Consider the following 23,973-nt stretch of genomic DNA (forward strand, 5'->3'; position numbering starts at 1 on the left):
AATAAGGCTTGAACACTTTCACCTTTTTGAGTTTTCTTGTTCGTCTCCATGACCCCTTTCAATAATGATTCCCTCCCCCATATTCCGTGATGTTTCTTTCTATGTCAGGACCACACTTTTAGTATATAAAAGTCTAATTGCATTAATCCGACCGGTATAGTATAGTTTATTTTAGCTTTATTAGAAAGTCAATAATTAGATTTTTTTGGCGGTGGAAAAATTGGAGCCTATTTTAAAAGTTAAAGATTTACGCGTATCTTTTCATACCCGAGACGGCGAATTCGAAGCTGTTCGTGGCATAAATTTTGAAGTAAGAAAAGGCGAAACACTTGGGATTGTAGGAGAATCAGGTAGTGGAAAAAGTGTTACCGCGAGAAGTATCATGCGACTCCTTCCTTCACCTCCTTCATATATGAAAGCAGGAGAGATTACCTTTCTAGGTGAAAACCTGGCATTTAAGACAGAAAAGGAAATGGAAGCAATCAGAGGGCGGGATATCGGGATGATTTTCCAAGATCCTATGACTTCGTTAAATCCTACCATTCGAATTGGAAAACAAATTTCTGAAAGCCTGATTAAGCATCAAAAACTTTCAAAAAAGGAAGCTAAGAAAGAAGCAATTGAAATTTTGAAGCTCGTAGGAATACGTAACAGTGAAGCACGTTATAATCAATATCCACATGAATTCTCTGGTGGGATGCGACAAAGAGTCATGATCGCGATTGCCTTAGCTTGTCGCACAACATTGTTGATTGCTGATGAACCAACAACTGCCCTTGACGTGACGATTCAAGCACAGATTTTAAACGTTATGAAAGATATTCAGGAAAAATTCGGGACATCTATTATTTTAATTACACATGATCTCGGGGTTGTGGCTGGAATGTGCGACCGTGTAGTCGTCATGAAAGACGGGGAAGTAGTTGAAACCGGTACAACAGAAGAAATATTTGAAAGCCCGAAGCATCCTTATACTAAAAGATTATTAAATGCATTACCTCGATTAGATGAGAAGAAAAAGCCGAAAAAAACTCCATTAATTTTGGGCACGGTTGATAAAGGGACGCCTTTACTTGATGTCAGATCTTTAAAACAATATTTCGATATGGGTAAAGGAAATGTGTTAAAAGCGGTCGATAATATTAACTTTCATATAAAACCTGGAGAAACACTTGGACTTGTTGGAGAATCGGGTTCAGGAAAATCAACGACTGGCCGAGCTATTTTAAGGCTTTATGAACCAACAGACGGTGAAATCCTATACCAAGGAATGGCGGTCAATCGTCTGTCAAAAAGTGAAATGAAAACGATGCGTCGCCATATGCAAATGATTTTCCAAGACCCGTACTCTTCACTTAATCCGCGATATAAAGTACTAGATATTATTGGACAGGCTTTAGATATCCATCAATTAAGTGGAAGCAGTGCAGAAAGAAGAAAAAAGGTAGAGAAGCTGCTTGATATGGTTGGGCTTGAACCTTTCCATGCCGATCGCTATCCACATGAATTTTCTGGCGGACAGCGCCAACGAATTGGGATAGCAAGGGCACTTGCAGTAGAACCAAAATTTATTGTTTGTGACGAGCCACTGTCTGCACTCGATGTTTCGATTCAATCACAAGTCGTGACATTACTGGAAGACCTTCAGCAGCAACTAGGATTAACTTATTTATTCATCGCCCATGACCTATCAATGGTGAAGCATATAAGCGACCGCGTTGCCGTTATGTATGCGGGAAAAATTGTAGAACTTGCAGAAAGTGAAGAATTGTACAGCAACCCACAGCACGAATATACAAAATCGCTTCTTGCTGCCATTCCCATTCCAGATCCAAAAGTAGAATCACAGAAAAAAAGAGTATTAATGACGGAACAAACGGATGAAGATAAATATGGATTACAGAATTCTGAGCTAGTAGAGGTGTCGAAAGGACATTGGGTAGCAATACCGAGGAACTAGTAAAAACAACCAAGAGATTCATACTATAATAGATTATTTACAATAGACTAGGCTTACCCCCCATTAATAGTAGAATGGGAAGATACTGTAATGACAACATTTGAAACAATAGCATTGTTGCTTCAACTCGGCTTACTAATCGTGTCAAGTTATCATTCAACAAAAAGAAATAGGCCTCTTGAGTTCAAGATGGAGAAGCCTACTTTCTTCTAACCTATTTGCCGCGCCCTTGTTGGGGAACTTCTATTGTATTTGACCGTAGTTGCTGGAATAACTGCGGTCTTTTTTTATTATCCATTATTTAATAGAAAATATTAATGGCCAACATTTTCAAAGTACTTCCTTTGAGTTTCTACAACTATTCAGACCATACCTGAATCAATGCTTCAGCATTTTCTATTAGGACTCTTTTTGCATCAGGAGCAATATTTTTTGAATCCCTTATTATTTATGCGTTTGATAAAATCTTCCATTGTCTTGATAGCTTGTTTTTGATGTCCTTTTTCATAATGCTGCTCAGCCTGTTTTAAACTGTTCAATAATTGATTCTTAATTGGACCACTTACATCTCCAGCTGCAATAAAGTTTCCTAGTTGTTCCTGCACATACTTTTTAACTCACAGTAGGAGTTTCTGTGCTATCATCATCTTTTTGAGGAGTGAACTTAATATAATCATAATAAGCTCGTACACTGCTACCAGGATAAACAAACTCTCCTGTCCACGTTCTTGCAGCGGCACCAGCACCGGACCACAAGTTGGCCATGATAGCGGAAGGTTCGGAAGGTAATTCAATTCCATTACCATCTACAGTACGAACCAATTTACCATCTACAAACCATTTAATATAATTTGGAGACCACTCTATAGCATAGTCGTGGTAGTCTTCTGAGGAGTCAAATCCTAGATCAATGATTGCATGAGCATTTATTCCCCGTACTCCCTTTACAAAAAAGTTTGTTTCTAACTTGGTCGTATCCTTTCCTAAGATTTCAATATCAATCTCATCTGCATGCTTAGAATATGTGAATAAAGAAGTGACGAGACCAACACCCTTAGCGGCTTTTAGTCGTCCCTCTATACGTCCATAGCTATACTTTTCAAGAGTGGAAAACTCACCAGAAGTATAAGGTTTATTATGATTATTTGGGGCATCGTCTAGTCGAAGCATCATTTTCCCATCAGAAAACTCTACATGATCTTTTAACCACGCCACGCCAAAATCTGCCCCATTTGCCCAACCATCCGACCTATACCACAAAGTTGGATCAAATGTATCAAAGTGATCTTTAAACCCCATACTTCTCTCCTCAACCGAATTAATATTTGAACGCAATGGAATCCCTCCAATATAAAATACGAGAATCATTAGAAAAATTGATACTGCCTTGAAGTTTGTTTTCAGCATATATCATCTCTCTTCTAAATAAACTTCTATTATTTTTAGATTATAAAATATGATGGTATGCACTCTAGATCAACCCTATGTTATGTCGTTGGTGTCAGTAAATACTCCGTAGATTTCTTCCACAACTACATCAACAAGCTGCAAAGTAAATAGTTATTTTTTCACCTACCTTTCTTTAACCCAAAGTAATGTAAGTGCTCTCATTTTAAAACAAACTGATGTAATTTATCCCGTTGAAAATAAACCATTAGAAAAATATCAAATTATTATTTTTATCATAAATTTGTTAAACCAAACGGTCAATATTTTCTGTTCACTTCAAAAAATAAACATTCATCTTAGAGAAATTCCCAAGAATCAAAGTTAAGAGGATGCTGTTGTCACAAATAACATCGCAATGAGAATTTTTTCGCAGTATTAAACAAAAACACTCCTTAACTCAAATCGAGTTAAGGAGTATTATGATTCTATACGGAATACTTTGTCATCTGTACGACTGAATTATTGTTTGAAGTTCTTATTTTATAAAATAGTGTTCCCACAACAATCACAAAAAGAAGTGCAACTCCCCACATTATTTCGACCCCAACTGAATCCCATAAATTGATAAGCATTAAGAACCCTGGAATTGTAGCTGTAATAAGTGCTTGAATCAATGTTACCCATCCTGTGAAAATAGCGATATCCTTTTTCAAGGCAAGTAATAGGAAGAATAGAGTCCAAAGGAATGCCCACATGAACCAGATAATGCCAAACTTTGGATCATGGTAATGGACAAAACTCATAATCCCATAGCCCACCGCCATTATCGCAACCCAGAGTGAAAACCAGCCCACACCTCCACTATCCCATTCTTTTAAGTTCGTAATCCCCACATAGAGATACGTTAGGCTAAATAAGAAAACGCCTGATGCATTAAATATTACCCACGGATCGGAACCAGCAGTAAAAATGACATAAAATGGAGTAATCATTTGAATGGCACCTAGGAAAAGATTAAATACCCCTGCACTTTTGCTATCGACCTTTCCTAATAACATTAACGCATTAATGAAAAGAACTGCACCACAATACATTAAGCCTACATTTTGCATTTCTTCTCCTCCACCCTCTGCATGATTAACAACATCAAGATCAGCTTCCAGCTTTTTGATTCAATAATTTTACGAAAGTGTCTGCAGATATTACAGGAGCAAAATAATTGTTGATTCTTTCCATCGCAGCCGCTTCTTGTTCAGGTTTTGCACAGCCTGTTGCATCACCAATAATGATTGGAAGGTAGCCGTGATCCCTTGCTGAACGAGCGTTTCCTTCTATGCACCAATCAAGGTGAATACCTGTAAACACAATCACTTCAACTTGCTTGCGAGCCAATTCTAAAGGTAATGGCGTTCCAACAAATGCTGTCTGAAGCGCAAGCTCATTAAACTGCAGATCTCCAGGTCTTACTAAAGCTTGAAGTTCGTCAACCAACTCGTTATCTTTTGCCTTTTGTTCTTCCGTAAAATTTAATTTTTCTACCCATGTTTCATATTGAACTTTGTCAAAAATAGATTTCGGATAATCTTCACGAAAGACGCTGTAGCCAATCCAATTGAATGAGACAAAGTTGGCTGCGTTCCTGGCGGCTTCTACTACTTTGATTGTTGCAGGCAAATTACCTCTTTCCCGATGATTTTCATGACTTTGTGCTCCCCAAGGTTCGTATAAGGATTTATTTTGACTAACGGATACAAATGCCGCTCTTCGTGTCAAAATCTCTGTTAAATCAAGTTTTTTCCATTGTGGTGCAAGTTCAGGGATAGCGTGAATTCCACCAATTTTCTTTTCAATGCTTTCAATTATAGGCATTCTTATTCCTCCTAGTTATTAGTTAAATACTCACTTCAAAAATGTTAACTTTTTTCGGATCTCCTCCCTTTTTAAGAGACACATTAAACCCGAGTAAACAAATACACTTACTATGTTTAAAACAAAAAAATAAACCACTTCGATAAAGAAGAGGTTTTTAGTCCGTCCGTTAGTCTCTTCTTATCTTTCAAGCATTTCGCTTGCTGGAATTGGCACAGTACTTTAAAAAGCCTGTTGCCGAGGTGTCATTGGGCCAGTCCCTCAACCTCTCTACATAAGAATTACATATGAAATTATCTAGAATCTTACAGGTTGGGAAATGTATTGTCAACCTAGTTTTTGGAAATGATTCTAAAGTATTACTTACGAAATTTTTACTATTTGACCCACTTATTTTTGGGATATATAATTAATACAAAGTGAATTCGATTTTTTTAAGGGGAGTAGCTGTACAATTAAAGTCGTCATTACAGGATTTTTTCCTCGGCTTTATTGGCAACTAACGTTGTTAGCGAGACCTTACCATTTTTCGGTAAGGTCTTTTATATTCTATTAGACACTATAGCCGAATATGGTTATAGTGTTTTTTTTGTTTCATAGGAAATTATAGATTGGAACAATGTGGCTAACTTTTAAGAAGGTTGTTCCCGTCCAGCTTCAGCGACTAGCGCCTAGCGCCTAGCGACTAGCAAACTTTCGGTTTCTTCCTACGCTAAGTCAACATCGGCTCGCCAAGGCTAACCGTGTTTCCTTTATCTCGTCAGAAACCTAAAAAGTTGGTACGTCGCTGAGCAGGCGCTTGCGCATTTGTTCTTAAAAGGAGTGGAAATCATGAATAAGTATAGTGGCTTAGCAAATAGTGTAGTCATCAATCCAAAAAATCATAAACTCATTCATTACGATGCTTCTTTAACTTTAATTGGCGCGGGACGAAGTGCCTATGTTTTTAAAATTAACAATACAAACCAAGCATTGAAAATATTCTTTCCAAGTCATCAATATTTGGCAAATGTCGAAGCAGATGTTTACAAGAGTATTCAACATATCAATTATTTTCCCAAATTTTATGAATCGGGAATAGGCTATCTCGTCATTGATTACATTGAAGGCTACACGTTATTCGAGTGTCTTACTCGTGGAATTCCGATTTCAGAAAACAATATCAAAGAAGTCGACATGGCCATTCAGCTTGCTCGTAAAGAAGGCTTAAACCCCTCGGATATCCATTTACGGAACATTATCATTCATAACGGAAAGATAAAAATGATTGACGTTGCTCGATTCAAACAAGTTGAGACAGACAAACAATGGATCGATTTAAAAAACGCTTTTTATCACCTATATACAAAAAGTTTTTTCCCTAAAAAGATTCCTGCTTTTATTTTGAATGGAATTGCAGTTCTATATAAGAGGTTTAATAGAAAGAGCGCAATTCAAGTGAACTAAAACTTGAATTTGCTACAATCAAAAAGCCATTCACTAGTTACCATAACTGATGATTGGCTCTTTCTTCTTACATTTAGTTTCTACTAAAACTTTCTTTGCATCATAACCATGTATTGCACCCAAAATTGGCATTATTAAAGCATTCCTAATCCTCTATAATTTAAATAAGCTTATACCCACTAATTAAAATCATCACTGCAATAATGGCTCTTAATGGTTTAGCTGGAAGTTTTGATGAAAATGTACTGCCTAATATTACACCAGGTATGGATCCTGCTAAAAGATTAATCATTAACAAATAATCAACATTTCCTATTCCAGCGTGCATTAAGCCCGCCGCTGTCACTAATAGGAATGCATGGGCAATGTCGGTTCCTACTAATTCTGAAGGTTTCATTCTATAGAAATAGAGCATTGCTAAAGCAAACATAGAACCAGAACCAATTGAGGTTAAGCCAACAATAAAACCTAGCACTATTCCAATAATAATCGTCAAAGTTTTCTTTTCTTTCAAGGACTTCTGCTGTAGCTTGGATTCATATTTTTTCTTATAAAACGTTTTAAATAGAGTTGTTAATGCAACCAGAATTAGCGCATACCCTAAAGCATGTTTAATCAATTCTTCCTGATTATGAAAAAAGGAATCATATAGATGAAGTACACCTACTGCGCAAATCGCGCTCGGGACGCTTCCGATTGCAAGATACTTTACTAACTGAAAATCAATGGTTTTTTGTCGCCAATGTTGGAAAGAGCCAAATAATTTCGTAATAGAGTTATAAGCAAGATCTGTTCCTACTGCTATGGAAGGACTGATTCCTAATAAAACCAATATCGGAGTTAGAAGTGCGGCTCCTCCTACTCCCGTCAATCCAACCAAAAAACCAACAAATAGCCCCATTGCAATGATGCCAACGCTCATTCGGCACACCTCAAATAACTAGACTTTTATCCCAATTTATGAAAACCATCATTACTTGGTGACCCAAGAATGAAAAAAGGATAGGCTGAAGATTAGAATTTATTCTTTTGTTATTTTATTAGTATCTTGAATCGCATTGGGTAGGATTCTCGAGGAAATTAAAAAATCATTGAGTTTCGTCTTGAATTAAGGTGGTATTCACGACGAAACTAGAAAATCAATATGCTTAATCGTGAATTAGGGTGGTATTATCGATGAAATTAAAAAATCACTGTGCTTCGTCGTGAATTAAGCTGGCATTATCGATGAAACTAGAAAATCAATGTGCTTCATCGTGAATTATGGTGGTATTATCGATGAAAAAAAAATTCATTGAGTTTCGTCGTGAATTAAGGTGGTATTCACGACGAAACCAGAAAATTAATGGCATATCTTTACAAAACCTTATTTCTTCTCTTCTTCATCCTCTTTCAATTCAATTTTCTTACATCCTACATACAGGCAGCAAAGAATATCCGTTTCTGGATTCGATTTTGCCAAGCCTTTTATGTAGGGTGTGACCAAATCTTTAAAGTCAGCTCCTACGCCCTCTTCTTCCAATATCCCGTATACATATAATTTTTTATCGTTAAATAAGATTGCTAAGTTTCCAACGGCTTTGTTTTTTGAATCGACAACATTCAATATTTGATAGTGAGGTGTTATAACTTCAGGCGAAAAATAAATTTCCATGCAATGGCTCTCCTTTACGTAAATTCTAATTTTTCAAATAGGGTATCGTTTTCGTTTTCTTGTTTTGGTTCTTTTTTCCCTACACGAATGAGGACAAGACATAGAAATCCTACAAACAGCGTCAAGCCTGCGGTAGATAAAAACATTCCGGAACGCGACCATTCCATTAATGCTGTGTAAACGGGAGGGCCGACGGCGACGCCTAAAAACCGGACCGATCCGTATAGAGATGTAACAAATCCACGTCTATCAGAAGGTACCGATCCAGTGATAAAGCTATTGATACACGGAAGAACAAGGCCTGTTCCTATACTGCTTACGACGAGAACTGAAAAAAATGGAATTAAATTTTTAAAGAAAACAAGTGTTGAAAATGATGCGGTCATGAGCAATAAACCTAAAACAATTAAGCTTTTCATTAACCTCATATTTTTTCCGATCTTAGCTCCCGTTATATAAGATGTTGTCGTCATGAACAATAATGGGATAGCTAAAATGGCGCCTTTTAGTATTCCATCGATCTGGTGATCCTTCTCTAAAATATCGGAAATATAAAATAGGATACCGAATAAGGCAAACAAACATGTGGCACCAGTCAAATACGCTACCAATAACCAGCGACCTTCCGTTTTAAAAACAGAAACAAGACCTTTTACATAACTTCCTAACGGCGGAGGTTCCTTATCCTTTTTCTTTTCTCTAACGAAAAATATCGTTAACAATATTGAAATAAGACAAAAGATAGGGAAGGCAAAAAAGGCGGCGTACCAAATGATTAATGCCAACAAAGAACCGATAATCGGGCTAATCACTTTTCCAACTCCGTTTGATGCTTCTACTAATCCTAATACTTTGCTTTGTTCTCCCCCTTTGAACAAATCCCCCGTCAAAGCCATGGCAATTGGAGCGGTCCCGGCTGCTCCGATTCCTTGCAAAATTCTTCCGGCCAGAATCCATGTATAGGCGTTCGAAAACCAAGCAGCTGCAGCTCCAGCCAAAATCCCTCCACTACCATACAAAATAAGAGCAGGAATAATGATTGCTTTTCTTGAGAAGCGGTCGGATAAATATCCTAATACAGGAATAGTTGCTGCAGCAGCAATCGAAAATACGGTAATAATTAAGCTAATTTTAAACTGTGAGACATCTAATTCCGATTTCATTTTCGGCAAAATTGGAATAAGCATAGAATTTCCAAGAACAAGGATGAGCGGAATGGAACTTATCGCAAGAATCGTCCCGCCTTTTGATTTTTTCTTTGGCAAAGCTGTCCCTCCCCTGCTGCAAATGTCTTTTTATTGTTTGAATGGACTTGCTTTTTTATACAGGGCAAAAGCCTATTTTCCGTGGTAAAAGCCCATTCTTTACACATTCGCCCAATATTCGAATAGGCTAACCTAGAAAAATAGAGGAGGCATTTTTCCTATGGATTTTTTGCAATTACCTATAAGAACAGCAAAACCAAGAGCATATGGTTTGACGTCGATCATTGATACCGGCATCTCTTATGGAGAATTAAAAAATATGTTAAAGGACTATGGTCACTTTATAGATGTTGCTAAATTAGGTATGGGTTCAGCTTACATCACACCTAACTTAAAGGATAAGATTGACTTGTATAAGGAATTTAATATCACTCCATATTGCGGCGGAACACTATTTGAAAAGTCATATTTCCAAAACAAAGTTTCCGAATACTCCAATTATTTAAAGGGGCTTGGAATTGATTGGATTGAAGTTTCTACAGGGACTATAAATATTCCATTACAGGAACGCTTAAATCTCATTTCACTACTCGTGAAGGATTTTCATGTTATTGCAGAAGTCGGATCAAAAGACATCCATAATCAAATGAGTGTATCCGAATGGAAAAATGAAATTAAACTGTTACTAGATGCTGGTTGTAATTACGTAATCACGGAAGGCAGAGATTCTGGAACTGCTGGGATTTACGATCAAAATGGAAATATTAAAACAAACTTAATCTCATATCTGCTAGAAGATCTCGACTACAAAAAAATCATTTTTGAAGCTCCTACACCAAAACAGCAAATGTTTTTCATTAATGAAATTGGCTCAAATGTTAATTTAGGTAACGTGAAGCTAAATGATGTTTTAGTGTTAGAGACACAACGTCGTGGTTTAAGATGCGAGACATTTTATATCGGGGAGCAAGAATCCATTTTGCCAATATGAGAGGGGTGAAAAATCTTGTCTAGCGTCATAAGCTTTGAAAATTGGAATGACGAAAAAACAGATTATATTTTACGCGAAAACCCAGATTATATGGATATCTTAAGGTGGGCTTTCCGGGAATATAAGGATGAGATTGTTTATGCTTGCAGCTTTGGTGCTGAAGGTATCGTATTGATTGATTTAATAAGCAAAGTAAATCCTCGTGCCAAGATCATCTTTCTTGATACGGGACTTCATTTTCCCGAAACTTATGAATTGATTGAAAGAGTGAAAAACCGTTATCCCTCTCTAAATATCGAAATGGTTAAACCCAAAATTACTGTAGAAGATCAAGCAGCGATGTTTGGTGAGGAATTATGGGCACATCACCCTAATCAGTGTTGCAATATTAGAAAAGTGCTACCCTTGCAAGAAGCTTTAAAAGATGTCAAGGCTTGGATTTCTGGTTTGAGACGGGATCAATCCCCTACAAGAAGCAACACCCAATTTATAAATAAAGATAATAAGTTTTCGAAAATAAAAATCTGTCCGCTTATTCATTGGACTTGGGATGATATTTTAATGTATATCGAATTAAATAATCTTCCATACAATCCTCTACATGACAAAGGTTATCCAAGCATTGGCTGCTGGCCATGTACATCAGCTACGTTAGATCATAACGATTTGCGTTCAGGGCGATGGGCAGGTACGACAAAACGAGAATGCGGACTTCATCTGACTTAAAAAGGAGGTAAAACGATTGAGCATTAAGCCACACGGGGGAAAATTGATTAATCGAACAAATCTCTCTTCAAATATAGATTTATCACTTAACCATGTAGAACTCGATAGTATGGAACTAAGTGATCTGGAGTTAATTGCAAATGGTGCCTATAGCCCGCTCGAAGGATTTATGGGAAAAGCTGACTATTATTCCGTTGTCCATAATATGAGACTAGAGAACGGAATTCCATGGTCCATCCCCATTACATTAGCAGTCGATGAATGGAAGATGGCGGAAATCAAAGAAGGCGATACAATCAATCTTGTCCAAAACGATATAGTTTATGGAACAATGATAATAAAGGAAAAGTTTAAACCTGATAAATATATAGAAGCAGAATGGGTATATCAAACGACTGATCTAAATCACCCTGGAGTAAAAAAACTGTTCGAAAGACCCGACTTTTATCTCTCTGGACCAATCACACTTTTAAGAAAACCTGAAAAAATAATGTTTCCTACCTATTATGTAGACCCTATTAAAACGAGAGAAAAATTTAAAGAATTAGGCTGGAAAACGATTGTCGGCTTCCAAACGAGAAATCCTGTCCATCGCGCACATGAGTATATTCAAAAGTCAGCTTTAGAAATCGTCGACGGACTTTTCTTAAATCCACTTGTAGGTGAAACAAAATCAGACGATATCCCTAGCGAAATCCGAATGAAAAGCTATCAAATACTACTAGAAAATTATTACCCAAAACATCGTGTTTTTTTATCTGTATTCCCAGCTGCCATGCGTTATGCGGGACCAAGAGAAGCTATTTTCCATGCTATTGTAAGAAAAAACTTTGGCTGCACTCATTTTATCGTTGGAAGAGATCATGCAGGAGTAGGAAACTATTACGGCACATATGACTCACAAAAAATATTTAGTAATTTTGACGAAGATGAATTGGGTATCGAACCATTATTTTTCGAACATAGCTTTTACTGTAAACAATGCGAAAACATGGCGTCAAAGAAAACATGCCCACATGAATCAGAACATCACGTAATTTTATCTGGCACAAAAGTAAGGGAAATGCTAAAAAAAGGGGAACACCCTCCAAAAGAATTTAGTCGTCCAGAGGTAGTTAAAACTCTTATTGAAGGACTAAATGAAGCCTATATCTTGCATTGAAGGTGATGACATGGGAAAAAGTAGTCATATTGTATGGCACGATACATTAGTAACAAAAAACGATCGGCGGTTTAGAAACGGTCATAAAAGCTGTGTTCTCTGGTTTACTGGTTTATCCGGCTCAGGAAAATCATCGTTAGCAAATGCCTTAGACATCGAATTATTTCATCAAGGACTTAACAGCTATGTGTTAGACGGGGATAATATTCGTCACGGATTAAACAGCGATTTAAGCTTTAAAGCAGAGGATCGAAAAGAAAATGTCCGTAGAATTGGTGAAGTGGCAAAACTGTTTGTGGATAGTGGCCAAATCGTTTCTTCCGCTTTTATTTCTCCTTTTGAGGAAGATAGGCAGCTTGTTCGAAACATGTTTGACCAAGGGGAATATATTGAAATTTTTATGGATTGCCCACTATATGTGTGTGAAGAACGAGACCCAAAAGGTTTATATAAAAAAGCTAGAATGGGAGAAATCTCGAATTTTACAGGCATTAGTTCGCCTTATGAGGTTCCGTACGATCCTGAAATCGTCATTGAAGCGGATAAAATGACCATTGAAGAATCAGTAAATATCATTTTAGCGTATTTGAAAGAACACAAAATCATATTTTGAGAAGATTCCTTTTCGGATCTTCTCATTTTTTTCTCCAATAAGGGGTTAAAAGGGCTAGCCTTTGTATTCTGAGTTCATAAATATAGTCAATAATATGAGTCGAGAGAAACTGGCAAATAACTGCAAAGACGACGATTTTATAATCGATGACTAGAGAAGTTAATAAGAAAATCAATAGATTAATTACCATCATCACCTTGCCGGGACTCCATTTTTTATATGATGCAATCATCAGGGCTGGAATCACCATCCCTCCACTTGAAGAGCCAACTCTTATTAAAATTCCAACGCCAACTCCAAAAAATAAGCTACCAGCTAGGATATCTAAAATAATATGTACATGTGGAAACGGTACGTGGGACGCTAAAATACTGACCGTCGTCGAGGTTGTTGCCACAGCAATAATTGTTCGAAAAGTCCACGAGGAACCAAAATATTGATAGGCAAACAATAAAAAAACAGCGTTTGCCAGCCATAACGATAATCCAAGGGGAAATTCAAACCAGTGATTCATGAGTAGTGCCAAACCCGCTGCTCCACCAGAGGGAATCGAATGCGGAAATAAAAAAAAGGACATAGACATCCCCTGCAAGAATGCACCAAATAATAGCAAGATATAAGAAACTATTAACTTTTTCATCGTTTCACCTCACGGACAACCTCTCTTGTCCATTTTATGAGGAGAATTAATGATTATGTAGAACATTTTTTAAGGTTAAAAAACTTATTACATTGAACACCGTTAATTTTCTGTGATTATATGGACAAGTCATTCATATAATGGAACGAGTATAGTCACGGGAGGATACGAATGATTACTTTATTAGAAAAAGCTGTCATTGGGATGGCACTATTACGTATATTATCAGGGAGTATAGAAGTATTCGCCGCATTTTTAATGATTAAGTTTAACGATGTAGAAAAAGCATTAGTCATCAACAGCTCTCTTGCATTAATCGGACCAACTATTCTTATTATTACGACCACCATTGGTTTGATTGGTATTGCCGATAAAATAGCGTTCGGAAAGTTTGTTTGGATTTTTCTTGGTGTTGCTTTTATTATTTATGGTGTTAAGAGTGGTTAACTTTTTACACGTACATATTTTGACCCTTCTCTTCTTGCTAAATTTGATAATTCGTGAGTCTCGATAAATTGAGCAACAGCTTCTGGATTTGTTTTGGAATACTCTCTTAATGACCAACCAATCGCTTTTTGAATAAAAAATTCATCAATGTGGGAAGTTCTGCTTATATAGGAATACAGTAACTGTTCATCTGTTTTGTTTTTATATTTTAGTTGAAATAATATCATTGTGCGCTGTAACCACATATTGTCTGATGCGATCCATTTTTCTCCATACGTCTTGATTAAATGAGGATGCTTTGAAAATAATTCTCCCACCAAATGACTAGCGATCAAATCAACTGTATCCCACCATGACTTTGTAACAATTAAATATTCCATTAATTCAATATCTGTTTCCAACAGGTATTTTTTCTTTTTCACAAGATAATCTAATGCTATATATTGATATTCTCTCTCAGGTTTTCCCCATAATTCTTTGATAAATGGTGATAATGCTTCGTTTGGAACCACACCAACACTTTTCAACCAGTCTGCAGAGATAGCCTTCCTTTCGGGTGATCGTATTCCTAGAAAAGGGAATAAGTTTTTCATATATTGCTCCATCGCAGTCGCATTTTCCTGATTACGATTTACCTCATATATTTCACTCAAATTAGCAATAAAATTTTCCAAAGTAATTCCACTCCCTATGATATTTAACGGATAATTATTTTAAATTGTATAAAATAATACTTTAAATTACACCCATAATTCATTATGATAAGGTATATTAAAAATTGAAGGGATCTGTCATACATGTGGGGGAAAGTTCGCAGCTGGTTAGAAAATCTCGCACCTGCCCATGTTATTGCTGGATATTATTTACTAGCAGTATTAATATCCATTCTACTATTCAGCATCCCTGCGGTCTACAGGCCAGGAGTCAACATCAGTTTGATGGATATCATCTTTATGGCAGTCAGTGTAGTTAGTGATACAGGAATGGCTGTATTTAATATTGCTGAAACATTTAGTGTTTTCGGGTATTTTGTCATCATTATTATTTTGCAATTTGCTGGTATCGGCATTATGGCAATCAGTACATTTTTCTGGATGGTTTTTAGGAGAAAAATTGGTTTACGAGATCGTAGGTTAATCATGGTTGATAATAATCAATACGCCTTATCTGGTCTCGTAAAATTGATTAGAGAAATCCTACAAATTATTATTCTAGTCGAAATTACAGGTGCACTTGTATTTGGTATTCACTTTCTAAAATATTTCCCTACATGGCAGGAAGCATTTCTCCAGGGTCTATTTGCATCTGTCAGTGCCACAACAAATGCAGGAATGGATATTACAGGGGAATCTCTAGTGCCTTTTGCTGGTGATTATTTTGTGCAAGTAGTAACAATGGTTCTTATTGTTTTGGGTGCAATTGGATTTCCTGTATTAATCGAAGTAAAAGAATTTGCATTAGGACGAAAAAAGAACTTTTCTTTATTTGCAAAATTAACTACTTCCACATATGGAATCCTTCTTGTGATTGGAACTATTATGATTTATCTAATGGAATTTCAACACTTTTTCAAGGATCTGACGTGGCATAAAGGATTTTTCTTTGCTTTATTCCAAGCAACTACAGCTAGAAGTGCCGGTCTTACAACAATGGATATGAACGATTTTTCAATACCTTCCCTACTGGTTATGAGCCTTTTCATGTTTATTGGCGGATCACCAAATTCCGTTGGTGGTGGAATCAGAACGACAACTTTCGCATTAAATATGTTATTTCTTTATAACTTTGCGAGAGGAAATCGTTATATCAAAGTTTTCAGACGAGAGATTCATCAAGAGGATATGATGAAATCAATTGCGTTTACATCATTGGCTCTAATTATGTGCTTTATTTCGATTGTCGCCATCAGTATTTCTGACCCGCAACATCAACTTATTGAGATTATCGTTGAGGTTTGCTCTGCATTTGGTACAGTTGGAATATCATTAGGAATTACACCAGATCTAAGCATATTTGCGAAATGTATACTTATGTTCCTAATGTTCGTCGGAAGAATCGGTCTAACCTCTTTCTTTTTTATAATAGGCGGTAAGAAAAAGAATGAAAAATACCGATTTCCAGAAGAAAGAGTTATTATTGGTTAGAATTTATTAATTGCAAGATGATATTTAAGTAATCATCTAAATCGCTTTTGAGTTTGAACCGAGACAGATATCTGGTGTTTCTGGTGTTCCTGGTGTTTCTGCCTCGGTTGAAAACGAATCGAGACAAAGACAAAGCCTTTTGTCCGATTGAATCTAAAGCACATATAAAGAATTAAAATAATAACATTGGAGTGAGTATTTTGAAGCAAACAATTCAACCTGTGTACAATTTTAACGCTGGTCCTTCAGCTCTTCCTTCAGCAGTTCTTGAAAAAGCTCAACAGGAATTACTTAATTTCCGTGGTACTGGAATGTCCGTCATGGAATTAAGCCATAGAAGCTCTACATATGAAGAAGTACATAACAAAGCCATTACTCGCTTAAAAACTCTATTTTCCATTCCTGAAAATTACGAAGTGCTCTTCTTACAAGGTGGAGCAAGTCTTCAATTTTCAATGATTCCAATGAACTTTTTACAACAAGGTCAAAAAGCTGCTTATGTGAATACAGGAGTATGGGCTGAAAAAGCATTTGCTGAGGCTAAGCTATTCGGCGAACCTTACGAAGCAGCCAGCAGTAAAGAGAGTAACCATTGTTTTATCCCTAATAACCTAAGTTATAATCAAGATGATGCATATATTCATATCACGTCAAATAACACGATTTATGGCACTCAATGGAAAGATTTCCCTGAGACAGGTGACGTACCATTAATCGCTGATATGTCTAGTGACATCATGTCAAAAACGGTTGATATTAGCAAATTTGCGATGATCTATGCTGGTGCGCAAAAAAACCTTGGTCCATCTGGGGTAACAGTTGTCATTATTCGTAAAGATATGATTGAAAAAGCAAATCCAAATGTACCGACAATGTTAAAATATAGCACACATTATAAAAATAATTCGTTATTTAATACCCCTCCTACTTTCGGCATTTATATGCTTGGAGAAGTACTTGGTTGGATTGAGGAAAAAGGCGGGTTACAAGCTTTAGCAAAACAAAATGAAGAAAAAGCAAAACTCATATATGACGCGATTGACGAAAGTAATGGATTTTATGTAGGGCACGCTGAACCAGAAAGCCGTTCCCTAATGAATATTACGTTCAGACTTGCAGATCAAGAATTAGAGAAGAAATTTTTAGAAGAAGCTAAACAAGCTGGATTTGTTGGGATAAACGGTTATCGTACAGTAGGGGGCTGCCGAGCTTCTACATATAACGCCGTTCCTGTAGAAGCTTGTATGGCGTTAAGAGAATTTATGATTCAATTTCAGAACAATAATTAAAAGGAAAACGGAAGCTGCTTAATATTAATTGAGTAGCTTCCGTTTTTTATTTTAGTATCCGATTTCCATCAACCTTACTAAATTCTTGTGACTAGTATAAGATTAATAGTTTGGATTTTCTTTTACATTAATCCAGGAATCAGTAATTTCGAGTTGGCCCGCTAATTGTAACAGAAGGTCTTCACAGCCACGCCTTGCCATCACTTGAACACCACAAGGAAGACCGTCTTTTGTTAGATGCATAGGAAGAGTCATAGCTGGTTGACCCGTTAGATTAGCAAGCTGTGTAAAAGGAGTACGCTCGAGACTTTTGTATGCTATCTTGTCAACAAAACCTGACTTTTTCAAAACTCCTCCTAAACCTAGGCCTCCAATTGTTCGAATTAGTATTTTTTCAAATTGGGTTTGATCCAGCTCACCAATCCTTGATGGAGGATAAGCTGTAGTAGGTGTAATGTAGAGGTCATAGTCGTCGTGAAAGTTTTCCATTTGGATTGCCGCCTGATCCCAGAATGTTAAGCTTGTTAAAAATTCTTCTGCAGACACAGCTTTACCTAGTAGACTAAGAATCCAAGTTGTCGGTTCTACATCCTGAAATCTTACTTTTCGTCCAATCACATCTTCAAGCGCAGTCAACGTTGCTGCAACTTCTGCAAAATATAACATCATATAATTACTAGCTAATCTCTTACCATCTACTGAAGCTTCTTGTTCAATGACATGATGTCCCATACTTTCAAGAAGCTTTACTGTTTTATTAACAGCTTCCTTACATTCATCATCAACTGTGGATCCTAATGGTGAATTTGTTGTAAACGCAATTTTTAATGGACGTGAAATAGGAGTCTGCGATGCTTCCAGATAAGATCCATTATAAGGCGGAGCAATAAAAGCAGAGGTCCGATCATAACGATACTGGTCAAGCATCGCGGCACTGTCCCTAACTGTTCTACTTAATATATGATCGACTGAGGCGCCTTGCCATACCCGCCCTCTAGTAGGACCAATCGGTGTGCGTCCGCGAGTTGGTTTTAACCCAAATAAACCACAAAAAGCGGCCGGAATCCGAATCGAGCCACCCCCATCATTTGCACCTGCAATGGGAACCATCCCCGATGCGACCGCCGCTGCTGAGCCTCCACTTGATCCTCCTGGTGTATAATCTGTATTCCAAGGATTTCTGGAGGCACCATAAAAGACCGGTTCTGTTATTCCCATTAGCGCAAATTCAGGTACATTCGTTTGACCTAAGATGACAACTCCAGTATCCCTTAATTGACGAACGAACTCACTATCTTGATCTGCAATAAAATTGGATAATACCTTTGAACCACTTGAATTTGGCTGCCCTTTTATTTCCTGCGAAATATCTTTCGTTAATACCGGAACACCAGCAAATATTCCTTTGGACTGAACGAGATCCTCTTCCTTGGGCTGATCATATATTCTATGAATAACCGCATTTAGCTTCCCATTTTTTTGCTCAATCTCTTGTATTGCCATCTCTTGTACTTCTTCAGGCTTTACTTCTCTTTTTTGAATTAATTCTGCTAAGCCTAATCCATCATATTGCTTGTAATCGAACATTGTTTCATCACCTCTATTCAGAGAAAGTAATCAATTTTTAGCTTGTTGCCTTTAACATCTCATAATCTATTTGTATTAATCTATATTTGTGAACTATATAAAAGTTTTTACTAACATTTTTCCATAATAATAAAAAAGCCTTTCACACAATAGAAGTTTAAAGCTTAAATCAGTGAAAGGTTCTGGAGATTTATTTTTTTACATCAGAGTATGATCTATATATTATTAGAATCCACTATATTAACACTCCCTCTGTAAATATTGAAAGATTCTATTTGGCGTTCTCATCCGGTTGATGAATTCCGAATATATTTCCTTCCGAATCAATATAGTAACCCTGCCATGCCATTCCAGGCAGAGCATGTTTTGGCTTGGCGACCTTACCTCCGTTATTAAGAATTTTCGCTTCGGTAGAATCGTAATCTTCTACTCCGATTGTACAAGTATATCCATTCATAGCCTGGCCCGATGCTGGAGGTGCACTTTGACGTTGCATTAACGCCCCGTTAATTCCAAGCTCATTTGCATCGCCAGTGACTGCCCCAAAATAAGGCATTCCTGCATAATCGCTCCAATCTTCAAATGACCATCCAAATGCCTCTCCATAAAACTTTTTTGCGCGCTCCATATCATCTACATGAATTTCAAAATGAATTAATCTTCCCATGATTCCCTCCATAATGTTCCTGAAAATATTTTCTTACTAGTATTTTATATTCTACCTTTGCTTATGGTTTCCTTCTCTTATTTCAATATATCAATGTTATTCAATAGAGCAATATTGCCTAAAACCGTTGTGCACTATAGGAATGGAGGAAAAAAAGTGTTTAATAAAAAAACGTCTTCCTCCTACAAAATCTAATTGTAAGAACAAGACGTATGGTTAGTTAGGATACCCGTTCACGCAAATTCGTTTGAATATGCTCCTTGTATTCTTTCTTTTGCAACCTTACAAGAATATTATTAGCCAATAGAGCAATAACAATCAAGATAGTACCAAGAATATCATACATCGTTACATCATAGCCTTGATAAATCGAAATTAATAGTGTAGTAACCGGAACAAAGTTAATGAATAAAAGTGCATTTATAGGTGATAAAATACTTACACCGATATTCCATCCGAGCAATGCAATGAGGCCCGGAAATATAATCATAAATAGTAAATGTGGACTTGTTGCTATGATAACCTCTTCTGTTGGAAATGATATATATCCAAACAGCGTCGCTCCTCCTACTATCACAACCGCCGTTATCGTTCCAAGCAAACAACTTAACGTTGAATACCGCAAAACGGACCAACTGCTAAACCTACTCCCACCCATTGTGTAAATAACCCATCCTATAACTGCAATAAATATGAAAATGGTAGGAATAATATCTTCCGTCGCACCCAGAAATGCTTTAATATCACCTTTTGTAATGACTAATAACGCACCGACCAATGACACGATTACACATATTAATGTGAATGATTGTGGACGTTTATTAAAAATCATCCATAATATCACGATGGATATCATCGGCATTAAGGACTCCATAATTGATGCAACGATTACTCCTGATTCTCCTAGTAAGTCTTCTCCCCAGAAGATGAATAGATTATAAACCGTAAATGCCATTGTCCCAAAGAACCATAATTGCAGACCTTTACCGTCAAATCGAAATGCTTGTTTTCCTTCTTTCCAGAAAAGCATCACTACCAAAATGATTGTAACAACACCATAACGAATGATTGTAAAATAAAAAGGATCAATATGTTTAAAAGCTGCATGTGCTACAGGAAACATAGCTCCCCATGAAACTGCAGCAATAAAGCACAAAAAAGCTCCCCACAATACATTGTTTCTCAAGTTTCTTCTGCCTCCCCGAATGATGACTGATTCATTATCTAATCTTTTTGATATCTTGTAAAATGAATGTTATTGATGATTTACTATCACTTTTCGTGATATCATATTAAAATGGAATATTATGAGGGTGATTAATAGTGGAATTTAAAGACTTAGAGATCTTTCAGTTGGTTGCAGATAGAGGTACCATTACAGCAGCAGCAGAAGAGTTGAATTACGTGCAATCAAATATTACATCTAGAATTCGTAAGTTAGAAGCGGAAATGAATACTCCGTTGATTAATCGACATCGACGAGGGATGAGCTTAACACCAGAGGGGAAAAAACTATTAACCTATAGTACAAAAATTTTATTCTTAAAAGAAGAAATGAAAAAAGCAGTTCAAATTAATAAGGAACCGTCAGGAAAATTAGAAATCGGTACAATAGAAAGCGTCATTCATTTACCAAAAATTTTGTCAAGCTATATAAAAAAATATACAGATGTCGATTTGTCTGTATTTACTGGAGTTACTAAAAACTTGGTGGCGGAAGTATTAAATCATAAGTTGGATGGTGCTTTCATTACAGAATCAGATTTTGATCACGACCTCGTTTCTCATGAAGTATTTCAAGAGGAACTCGTTTTAATCTCTGATACTCGTTTTTCTACTCTAGAAGAGTTAAAAGAAGAACCTATTTTATGTTTTAGCCAAGGTTGTGGATACCGAGCACGTCTAGCAGAATGGTATAAAGATCAAAACATTACCCCTAAAAAAATAATGGAATTCGGTACATTAGAAACCATCTTACGTAGTGTTGTTATGGGACTTGGCATTGCATTCGTTCCAAAGTCAGAAGTAATACGATTGGAAAAGGATGGACTTATTCAATTCCATAAACTTCCGGAGCAATACAGTAAGATAAAAACTGTTTTTATAAGAAGATCTGATACTTACTTAACACCAACAATCGAAAAATTTATAGAAACAATAGAAATCAATAAACAGGAGAATATTTTTTTATAATATAAGGAGATAACAAAACAGACTTCCAACTTTAAACGTTGAAAGTCTGTTTTGACTGCTTTATTACTATCGGTGATTTCTACTCCAAATTAGCGCAAATAGAATTTTACCAAATAGATTTAGAGAATTTAATTAAGCTTCTTGAATGTTTTCAGCCTCAAATGGAGGGTTAAATTGATTTTCCCACTTAGAAACAACGATCGCTGCTAATGAATTTCCTACCACGTTAACCGCAGTACGTCCCATATCTAGAATACGGTCAATACCAGCAATAAATGCTAATCCTTCAGGAGGTAAACCAATTGTACTAAATGTAGCTAATAAAACAACAAAGGAGACACCAGGTACTCCTGCCATACCTTTAGATGTTACCATTAAGACTAACATTAGTGTAATTTGGTGTATAATGCTTAGTTCAATTCCATACATTTGGGCAATAAATAAGGAAGCTATTGCTTGATATAAAACAGAACCATCCAAATTAAAGGAGTAACCTGTTGGAATAACGAAAGTAGCAATATGCTTAGGACTCCCTGCCCTCTCCATTTTGTCCATAATTTTCGGAAGTACCGTCTCCGAGCTTGATGTGGAAAAAGCTAAAATTAACTCTTCTTTAATCATCTTCATTAATTTAAAAATACTAAACCCAACAAACTTTGCCATCAAGCCTAAAATCACTATTACAAAGAAAATCATGGTTCCATATACTGTAAAGGCTAACTTACCTAATGGAATAAGTGAATTGAAACCATATTTAGAAATTGTTACACCGATTAATGCAAAAACCCCAATAGGAGCGTACTTCATAAATAAGTTCGTAACATAAAACATGGCATTTGCTGTACCTTCAAAGAAACGCAGAACCGGTTTTCCTTTTTCACCAATGGCTGCAATTCCAAGACCAAATACAACCGCAAAGAAAATAATTGCAAGCATATCGCCTTCGACCATAGCTTGAAATGGATTTGTTGGAACAATATGAAGTAAGGTGTCCGCAATTGATTTTCCTTCTTGTTCCTCTGAAGTGTGTACATAGCCTGAGATGTCGCTTCGCTCTAGCTTGTCCATATTTAATCCAGCACCAGGCTGAAATATATTAGCTGAAATTAGGCCTACAGCTATGGCAACTAATGTCATACCAATAAAATAGGTAAGGGATTTAGCACCTAACTTACCAACAGATTTCAAATCACCAACACCAGCTATAGCAACGATAATACTAGAAAGTACAATTGGCACAACAATCATTTTAATTAATCGGATAAAAAGATCACCAAATGGCTGTAAGGCACTCTGTGCCGTCTCATTTCCATAGAAAAGCCCACCGACGATTATACCCAATAGAAGACCGATAAAAATTTGATTTGCTAAACTTAATTTAAACCTTTTCATTATTTACCCCACCTTCATGATGATATTTAATAAACGAATTGCGCAGGTAAGGGAAACAAGTAGAAATGAATGAAAACTATTGATTAAATTAACAAAAAAAAAGCTATTACCGAATAACATAATACATTCATTCTGTTTCCTCTAAAACGCTGACGAGGTTAGCTTTCAGGTTAGGACTAATGGAAACGATAAGCCCTTTCTATTCAGAATTCACCTATAACGGAAATATCCGTATAATAATTTGGGTCCCCCGCTCTTAAAAGAAGATTAAGCGAAAAAATATACTTAATCTTATCATTAAAATGCTATATCAGTAAACTATTGATTATTTCCAGATACTTTGAAATTAGCTTTAACGATATCCCTACAGCTACCAAAACAATAATCAAATAATAGTTTTACGCTTGAATACTGTGACTGGCATGGCACTTTCTTATATCGCTTATGATTCCCCTTAATGTTAATTTTGTAACCTATAATATTATTCTAGTAAAATATTCCTATTCCCGTATTTATCGATAAGAACATAAAAAAGAGACAGGTGTTTTATCCTATCTCATCGATTATTATAAGAGCATTTTACCTTTACAAGATTTTTA

At 36.4% G+C, this 23,973-nt stretch carries 23 protein-coding genes and 2 riboswitches; of the genes, 10 read left to right on the forward strand and 13 right to left on the reverse strand.

The genetic code is table 11. The annotated features are described in order from the left end of the window. The first annotated feature begins 220 nt into the window (after window positions 1-220). Entirely contained in the window at window positions 221-1,960 is a 1,740-nt protein-coding gene (locus MT489_RS15145; protein WP_244682401.1) for an ABC transporter ATP-binding protein, read from the forward strand. A gap of 416 nt (window positions 1,961-2,376) precedes the next feature. Here the strand turns inward: MT489_RS15145 and MT489_RS15150 are convergent, their stop codons facing one another. The 4 genes from MT489_RS15150 to MT489_RS15165 form a co-directional block, all read right to left on the reverse strand. Beyond that, window positions 2,377-2,565 (reverse strand): FIMAH domain-containing protein, encoded by a 189-nt coding sequence (locus MT489_RS15150; protein WP_244682402.1) that lies wholly within the window; start codon window positions 2,563-2,565, stop codon window positions 2,377-2,379. Between the two features lie 7 nt (window positions 2,566-2,572). Next, entirely contained in the window at window positions 2,573-3,367 is a 795-nt protein-coding gene (locus MT489_RS15155) for a family 16 glycosylhydrolase (protein ID WP_244682403.1), read from the reverse strand. Window positions 3,368-3,834: 467 nt separating this feature from the next. After that, entirely contained in the window at window positions 3,835-4,461 is a 627-nt protein-coding gene (locus tag MT489_RS15160) for an AmiS/UreI family transporter (protein WP_244682404.1), read from the reverse strand. 40 nt (window positions 4,462-4,501) lie between these two features. Continuing rightward, window positions 4,502-5,218, reverse strand: a complete 717-nt coding sequence (locus tag MT489_RS15165) for a cysteine hydrolase family protein (RefSeq protein WP_244682405.1) — start codon at window positions 5,216-5,218, stop codon at window positions 4,502-4,504. Window positions 5,219-5,395: 177 nt separating this feature from the next. Further along, window positions 5,396-5,499, reverse strand: a riboswitch (SAM riboswitch). A gap of 550 nt (window positions 5,500-6,049) precedes the next feature. Between MT489_RS15165 and MT489_RS15170 the strand changes: the two genes are divergently transcribed. Beyond that, window positions 6,050-6,664, forward strand: a complete 615-nt coding sequence (locus tag MT489_RS15170; RefSeq protein ID WP_244682406.1) for a protein kinase family protein — start codon at window positions 6,050-6,052, stop codon at window positions 6,662-6,664. Between the two features lie 160 nt (window positions 6,665-6,824). Here MT489_RS15170 and MT489_RS15175 read toward each other — a convergent pair whose 3' ends face one another. The 3 genes from MT489_RS15175 to MT489_RS15185 form a co-directional block, all read right to left on the reverse strand. Further along, window positions 6,825-7,586 carry a sulfite exporter TauE/SafE family protein gene (locus MT489_RS15175; RefSeq protein WP_244682407.1) on the reverse strand — a complete coding sequence of 254 codons (762 nt, stop codon included), beginning with the start codon at window positions 7,584-7,586 and terminating at the stop codon, window positions 6,825-6,827. 444 nt (window positions 7,587-8,030) lie between these two features. After that, window positions 8,031-8,318 carry a hypothetical protein gene (locus MT489_RS15180; protein WP_244682408.1) on the reverse strand — a complete coding sequence of 96 codons (288 nt, stop codon included), beginning with the start codon at window positions 8,316-8,318 and terminating at the stop codon, window positions 8,031-8,033. A gap of 14 nt (window positions 8,319-8,332) precedes the next feature. Then, window positions 8,333-9,583, reverse strand: a complete 1,251-nt coding sequence (locus MT489_RS15185; RefSeq protein WP_244682409.1) for an MFS transporter — start codon at window positions 9,581-9,583, stop codon at window positions 8,333-8,335. Between the two features lie 160 nt (window positions 9,584-9,743). On the opposite strand from MT489_RS15185, the gene MT489_RS15190 reads away from it, so the two are divergent. From MT489_RS15190 to cysC, 4 genes are all read left to right on the forward strand, one after another. Next, window positions 9,744-10,514, forward strand: coding sequence for a phosphosulfolactate synthase (locus MT489_RS15190; RefSeq protein WP_244682410.1), 771 nt, complete (start codon window positions 9,744-9,746; stop codon window positions 10,512-10,514). 66 nt (window positions 10,515-10,580) lie between these two features. After that, window positions 10,581-11,240 (forward strand): phosphoadenylyl-sulfate reductase, encoded by a 660-nt coding sequence (locus MT489_RS15195; RefSeq protein WP_307415924.1) that lies wholly within the window; start codon window positions 10,581-10,583, stop codon window positions 11,238-11,240. Window positions 11,241-11,256: 16 nt separating this feature from the next. Beyond that, window positions 11,257-12,402, forward strand: coding sequence for a sulfate adenylyltransferase (gene sat / locus MT489_RS15200; RefSeq protein WP_244682411.1), 1,146 nt, complete (start codon window positions 11,257-11,259; stop codon window positions 12,400-12,402). 10 nt (window positions 12,403-12,412) lie between these two features. Further along, complete coding sequence (cysC, locus tag MT489_RS15205; protein WP_244682412.1) at window positions 12,413-13,015, forward strand: adenylyl-sulfate kinase; 603 nt, start codon at window positions 12,413-12,415, stop codon at window positions 13,013-13,015. A 22-nt stretch (window positions 13,016-13,037) separates the two neighbouring features. Here the strand turns inward: cysC and MT489_RS15210 are convergent, their stop codons facing one another. Then, window positions 13,038-13,655 (reverse strand): YitT family protein, encoded by a 618-nt coding sequence (locus MT489_RS15210; protein WP_244682413.1) that lies wholly within the window; start codon window positions 13,653-13,655, stop codon window positions 13,038-13,040. 171 nt (window positions 13,656-13,826) lie between these two features. Between MT489_RS15210 and MT489_RS15215 the strand changes: the two genes are divergently transcribed. Beyond that, the gene (locus tag MT489_RS15215; protein WP_244682414.1) at window positions 13,827-14,102 is read left to right on the forward strand and encodes a DUF2619 domain-containing protein; all 276 of its coding nucleotides are present in this window, start codon (window positions 13,827-13,829) and stop codon (window positions 14,100-14,102) included. Here MT489_RS15215 and MT489_RS15220 read toward each other — a convergent pair. Continuing rightward, window positions 14,099-14,776, reverse strand: a complete 678-nt coding sequence (locus MT489_RS15220; RefSeq protein ID WP_244682415.1) for a DNA alkylation repair protein — start codon at window positions 14,774-14,776, stop codon at window positions 14,099-14,101. The genes MT489_RS15215 and MT489_RS15220 overlap by 4 nt on opposite strands. A 123-nt stretch (window positions 14,777-14,899) precedes the next feature. Between MT489_RS15220 and MT489_RS15225 the strand changes: the two genes are divergently transcribed. Both MT489_RS15225 and serC read left to right on the forward strand, forming a co-directional pair. Further along, a complete protein-coding gene (locus tag MT489_RS15225; RefSeq protein WP_280518648.1) occupies window positions 14,900-16,246 on the forward strand; it encodes a TrkH family potassium uptake protein in 1,347 nt (448 codons plus the stop codon). A gap of 197 nt (window positions 16,247-16,443) precedes the next feature. Further along, a complete protein-coding gene (serC, locus tag MT489_RS15230) occupies window positions 16,444-17,535 on the forward strand; it encodes a 3-phosphoserine/phosphohydroxythreonine transaminase (protein ID WP_370876404.1) in 1,092 nt (363 codons plus the stop codon). Window positions 17,536-17,637: 102 nt separating this feature from the next. Here the strand turns inward: serC and MT489_RS15235 are convergent, their stop codons facing one another. From MT489_RS15235 to MT489_RS15245, 3 genes are all read right to left on the reverse strand, one after another. Next, on the reverse strand, window positions 17,638-19,122 hold the full coding sequence (locus tag MT489_RS15235) for an amidase (RefSeq protein ID WP_244682417.1): 1,485 nt from the start codon (window positions 19,120-19,122) through the stop codon (window positions 17,638-17,640). Between the two features lie 271 nt (window positions 19,123-19,393). Then, window positions 19,394-19,789, reverse strand: coding sequence for a VOC family protein (locus tag MT489_RS15240; RefSeq protein ID WP_244682418.1), 396 nt, complete (start codon window positions 19,787-19,789; stop codon window positions 19,394-19,396). A 220-nt stretch (window positions 19,790-20,009) separates the two neighbouring features. After that, complete coding sequence (locus MT489_RS15245) at window positions 20,010-20,975, reverse strand: DMT family transporter (RefSeq protein ID WP_244682419.1); 966 nt, start codon at window positions 20,973-20,975, stop codon at window positions 20,010-20,012. Between the two features lie 137 nt (window positions 20,976-21,112). Here MT489_RS15245 and MT489_RS15250 point away from each other — a divergent pair, with 137 nt between their 5' ends. After that, complete coding sequence (locus MT489_RS15250) at window positions 21,113-21,982, forward strand: LysR family transcriptional regulator (protein ID WP_244682420.1); 870 nt, start codon at window positions 21,113-21,115, stop codon at window positions 21,980-21,982. Window positions 21,983-22,114: 132 nt separating this feature from the next. Here the strand turns inward: MT489_RS15250 and MT489_RS15255 are convergent, their stop codons facing one another. After that, on the reverse strand, window positions 22,115-23,374 hold the full coding sequence (locus MT489_RS15255; RefSeq protein WP_244682421.1) for a cation:dicarboxylate symporter family transporter: 1,260 nt from the start codon (window positions 23,372-23,374) through the stop codon (window positions 22,115-22,117). 132 nt (window positions 23,375-23,506) lie between these two features. Then, window positions 23,507-23,658, reverse strand: a riboswitch (cyclic di-AMP (ydaO/yuaA leader). Between the last annotated feature and the right edge of the window lie 315 nt (window positions 23,659-23,973).

The sequence above is a fragment of the Lederbergia wuyishanensis genome, from assembly GCF_022900255.1.
GTDB classification, from domain to species: domain Bacteria; phylum Bacillota; class Bacilli; order Bacillales; family Bacillaceae_C; genus Lederbergia; species Lederbergia wuyishanensis.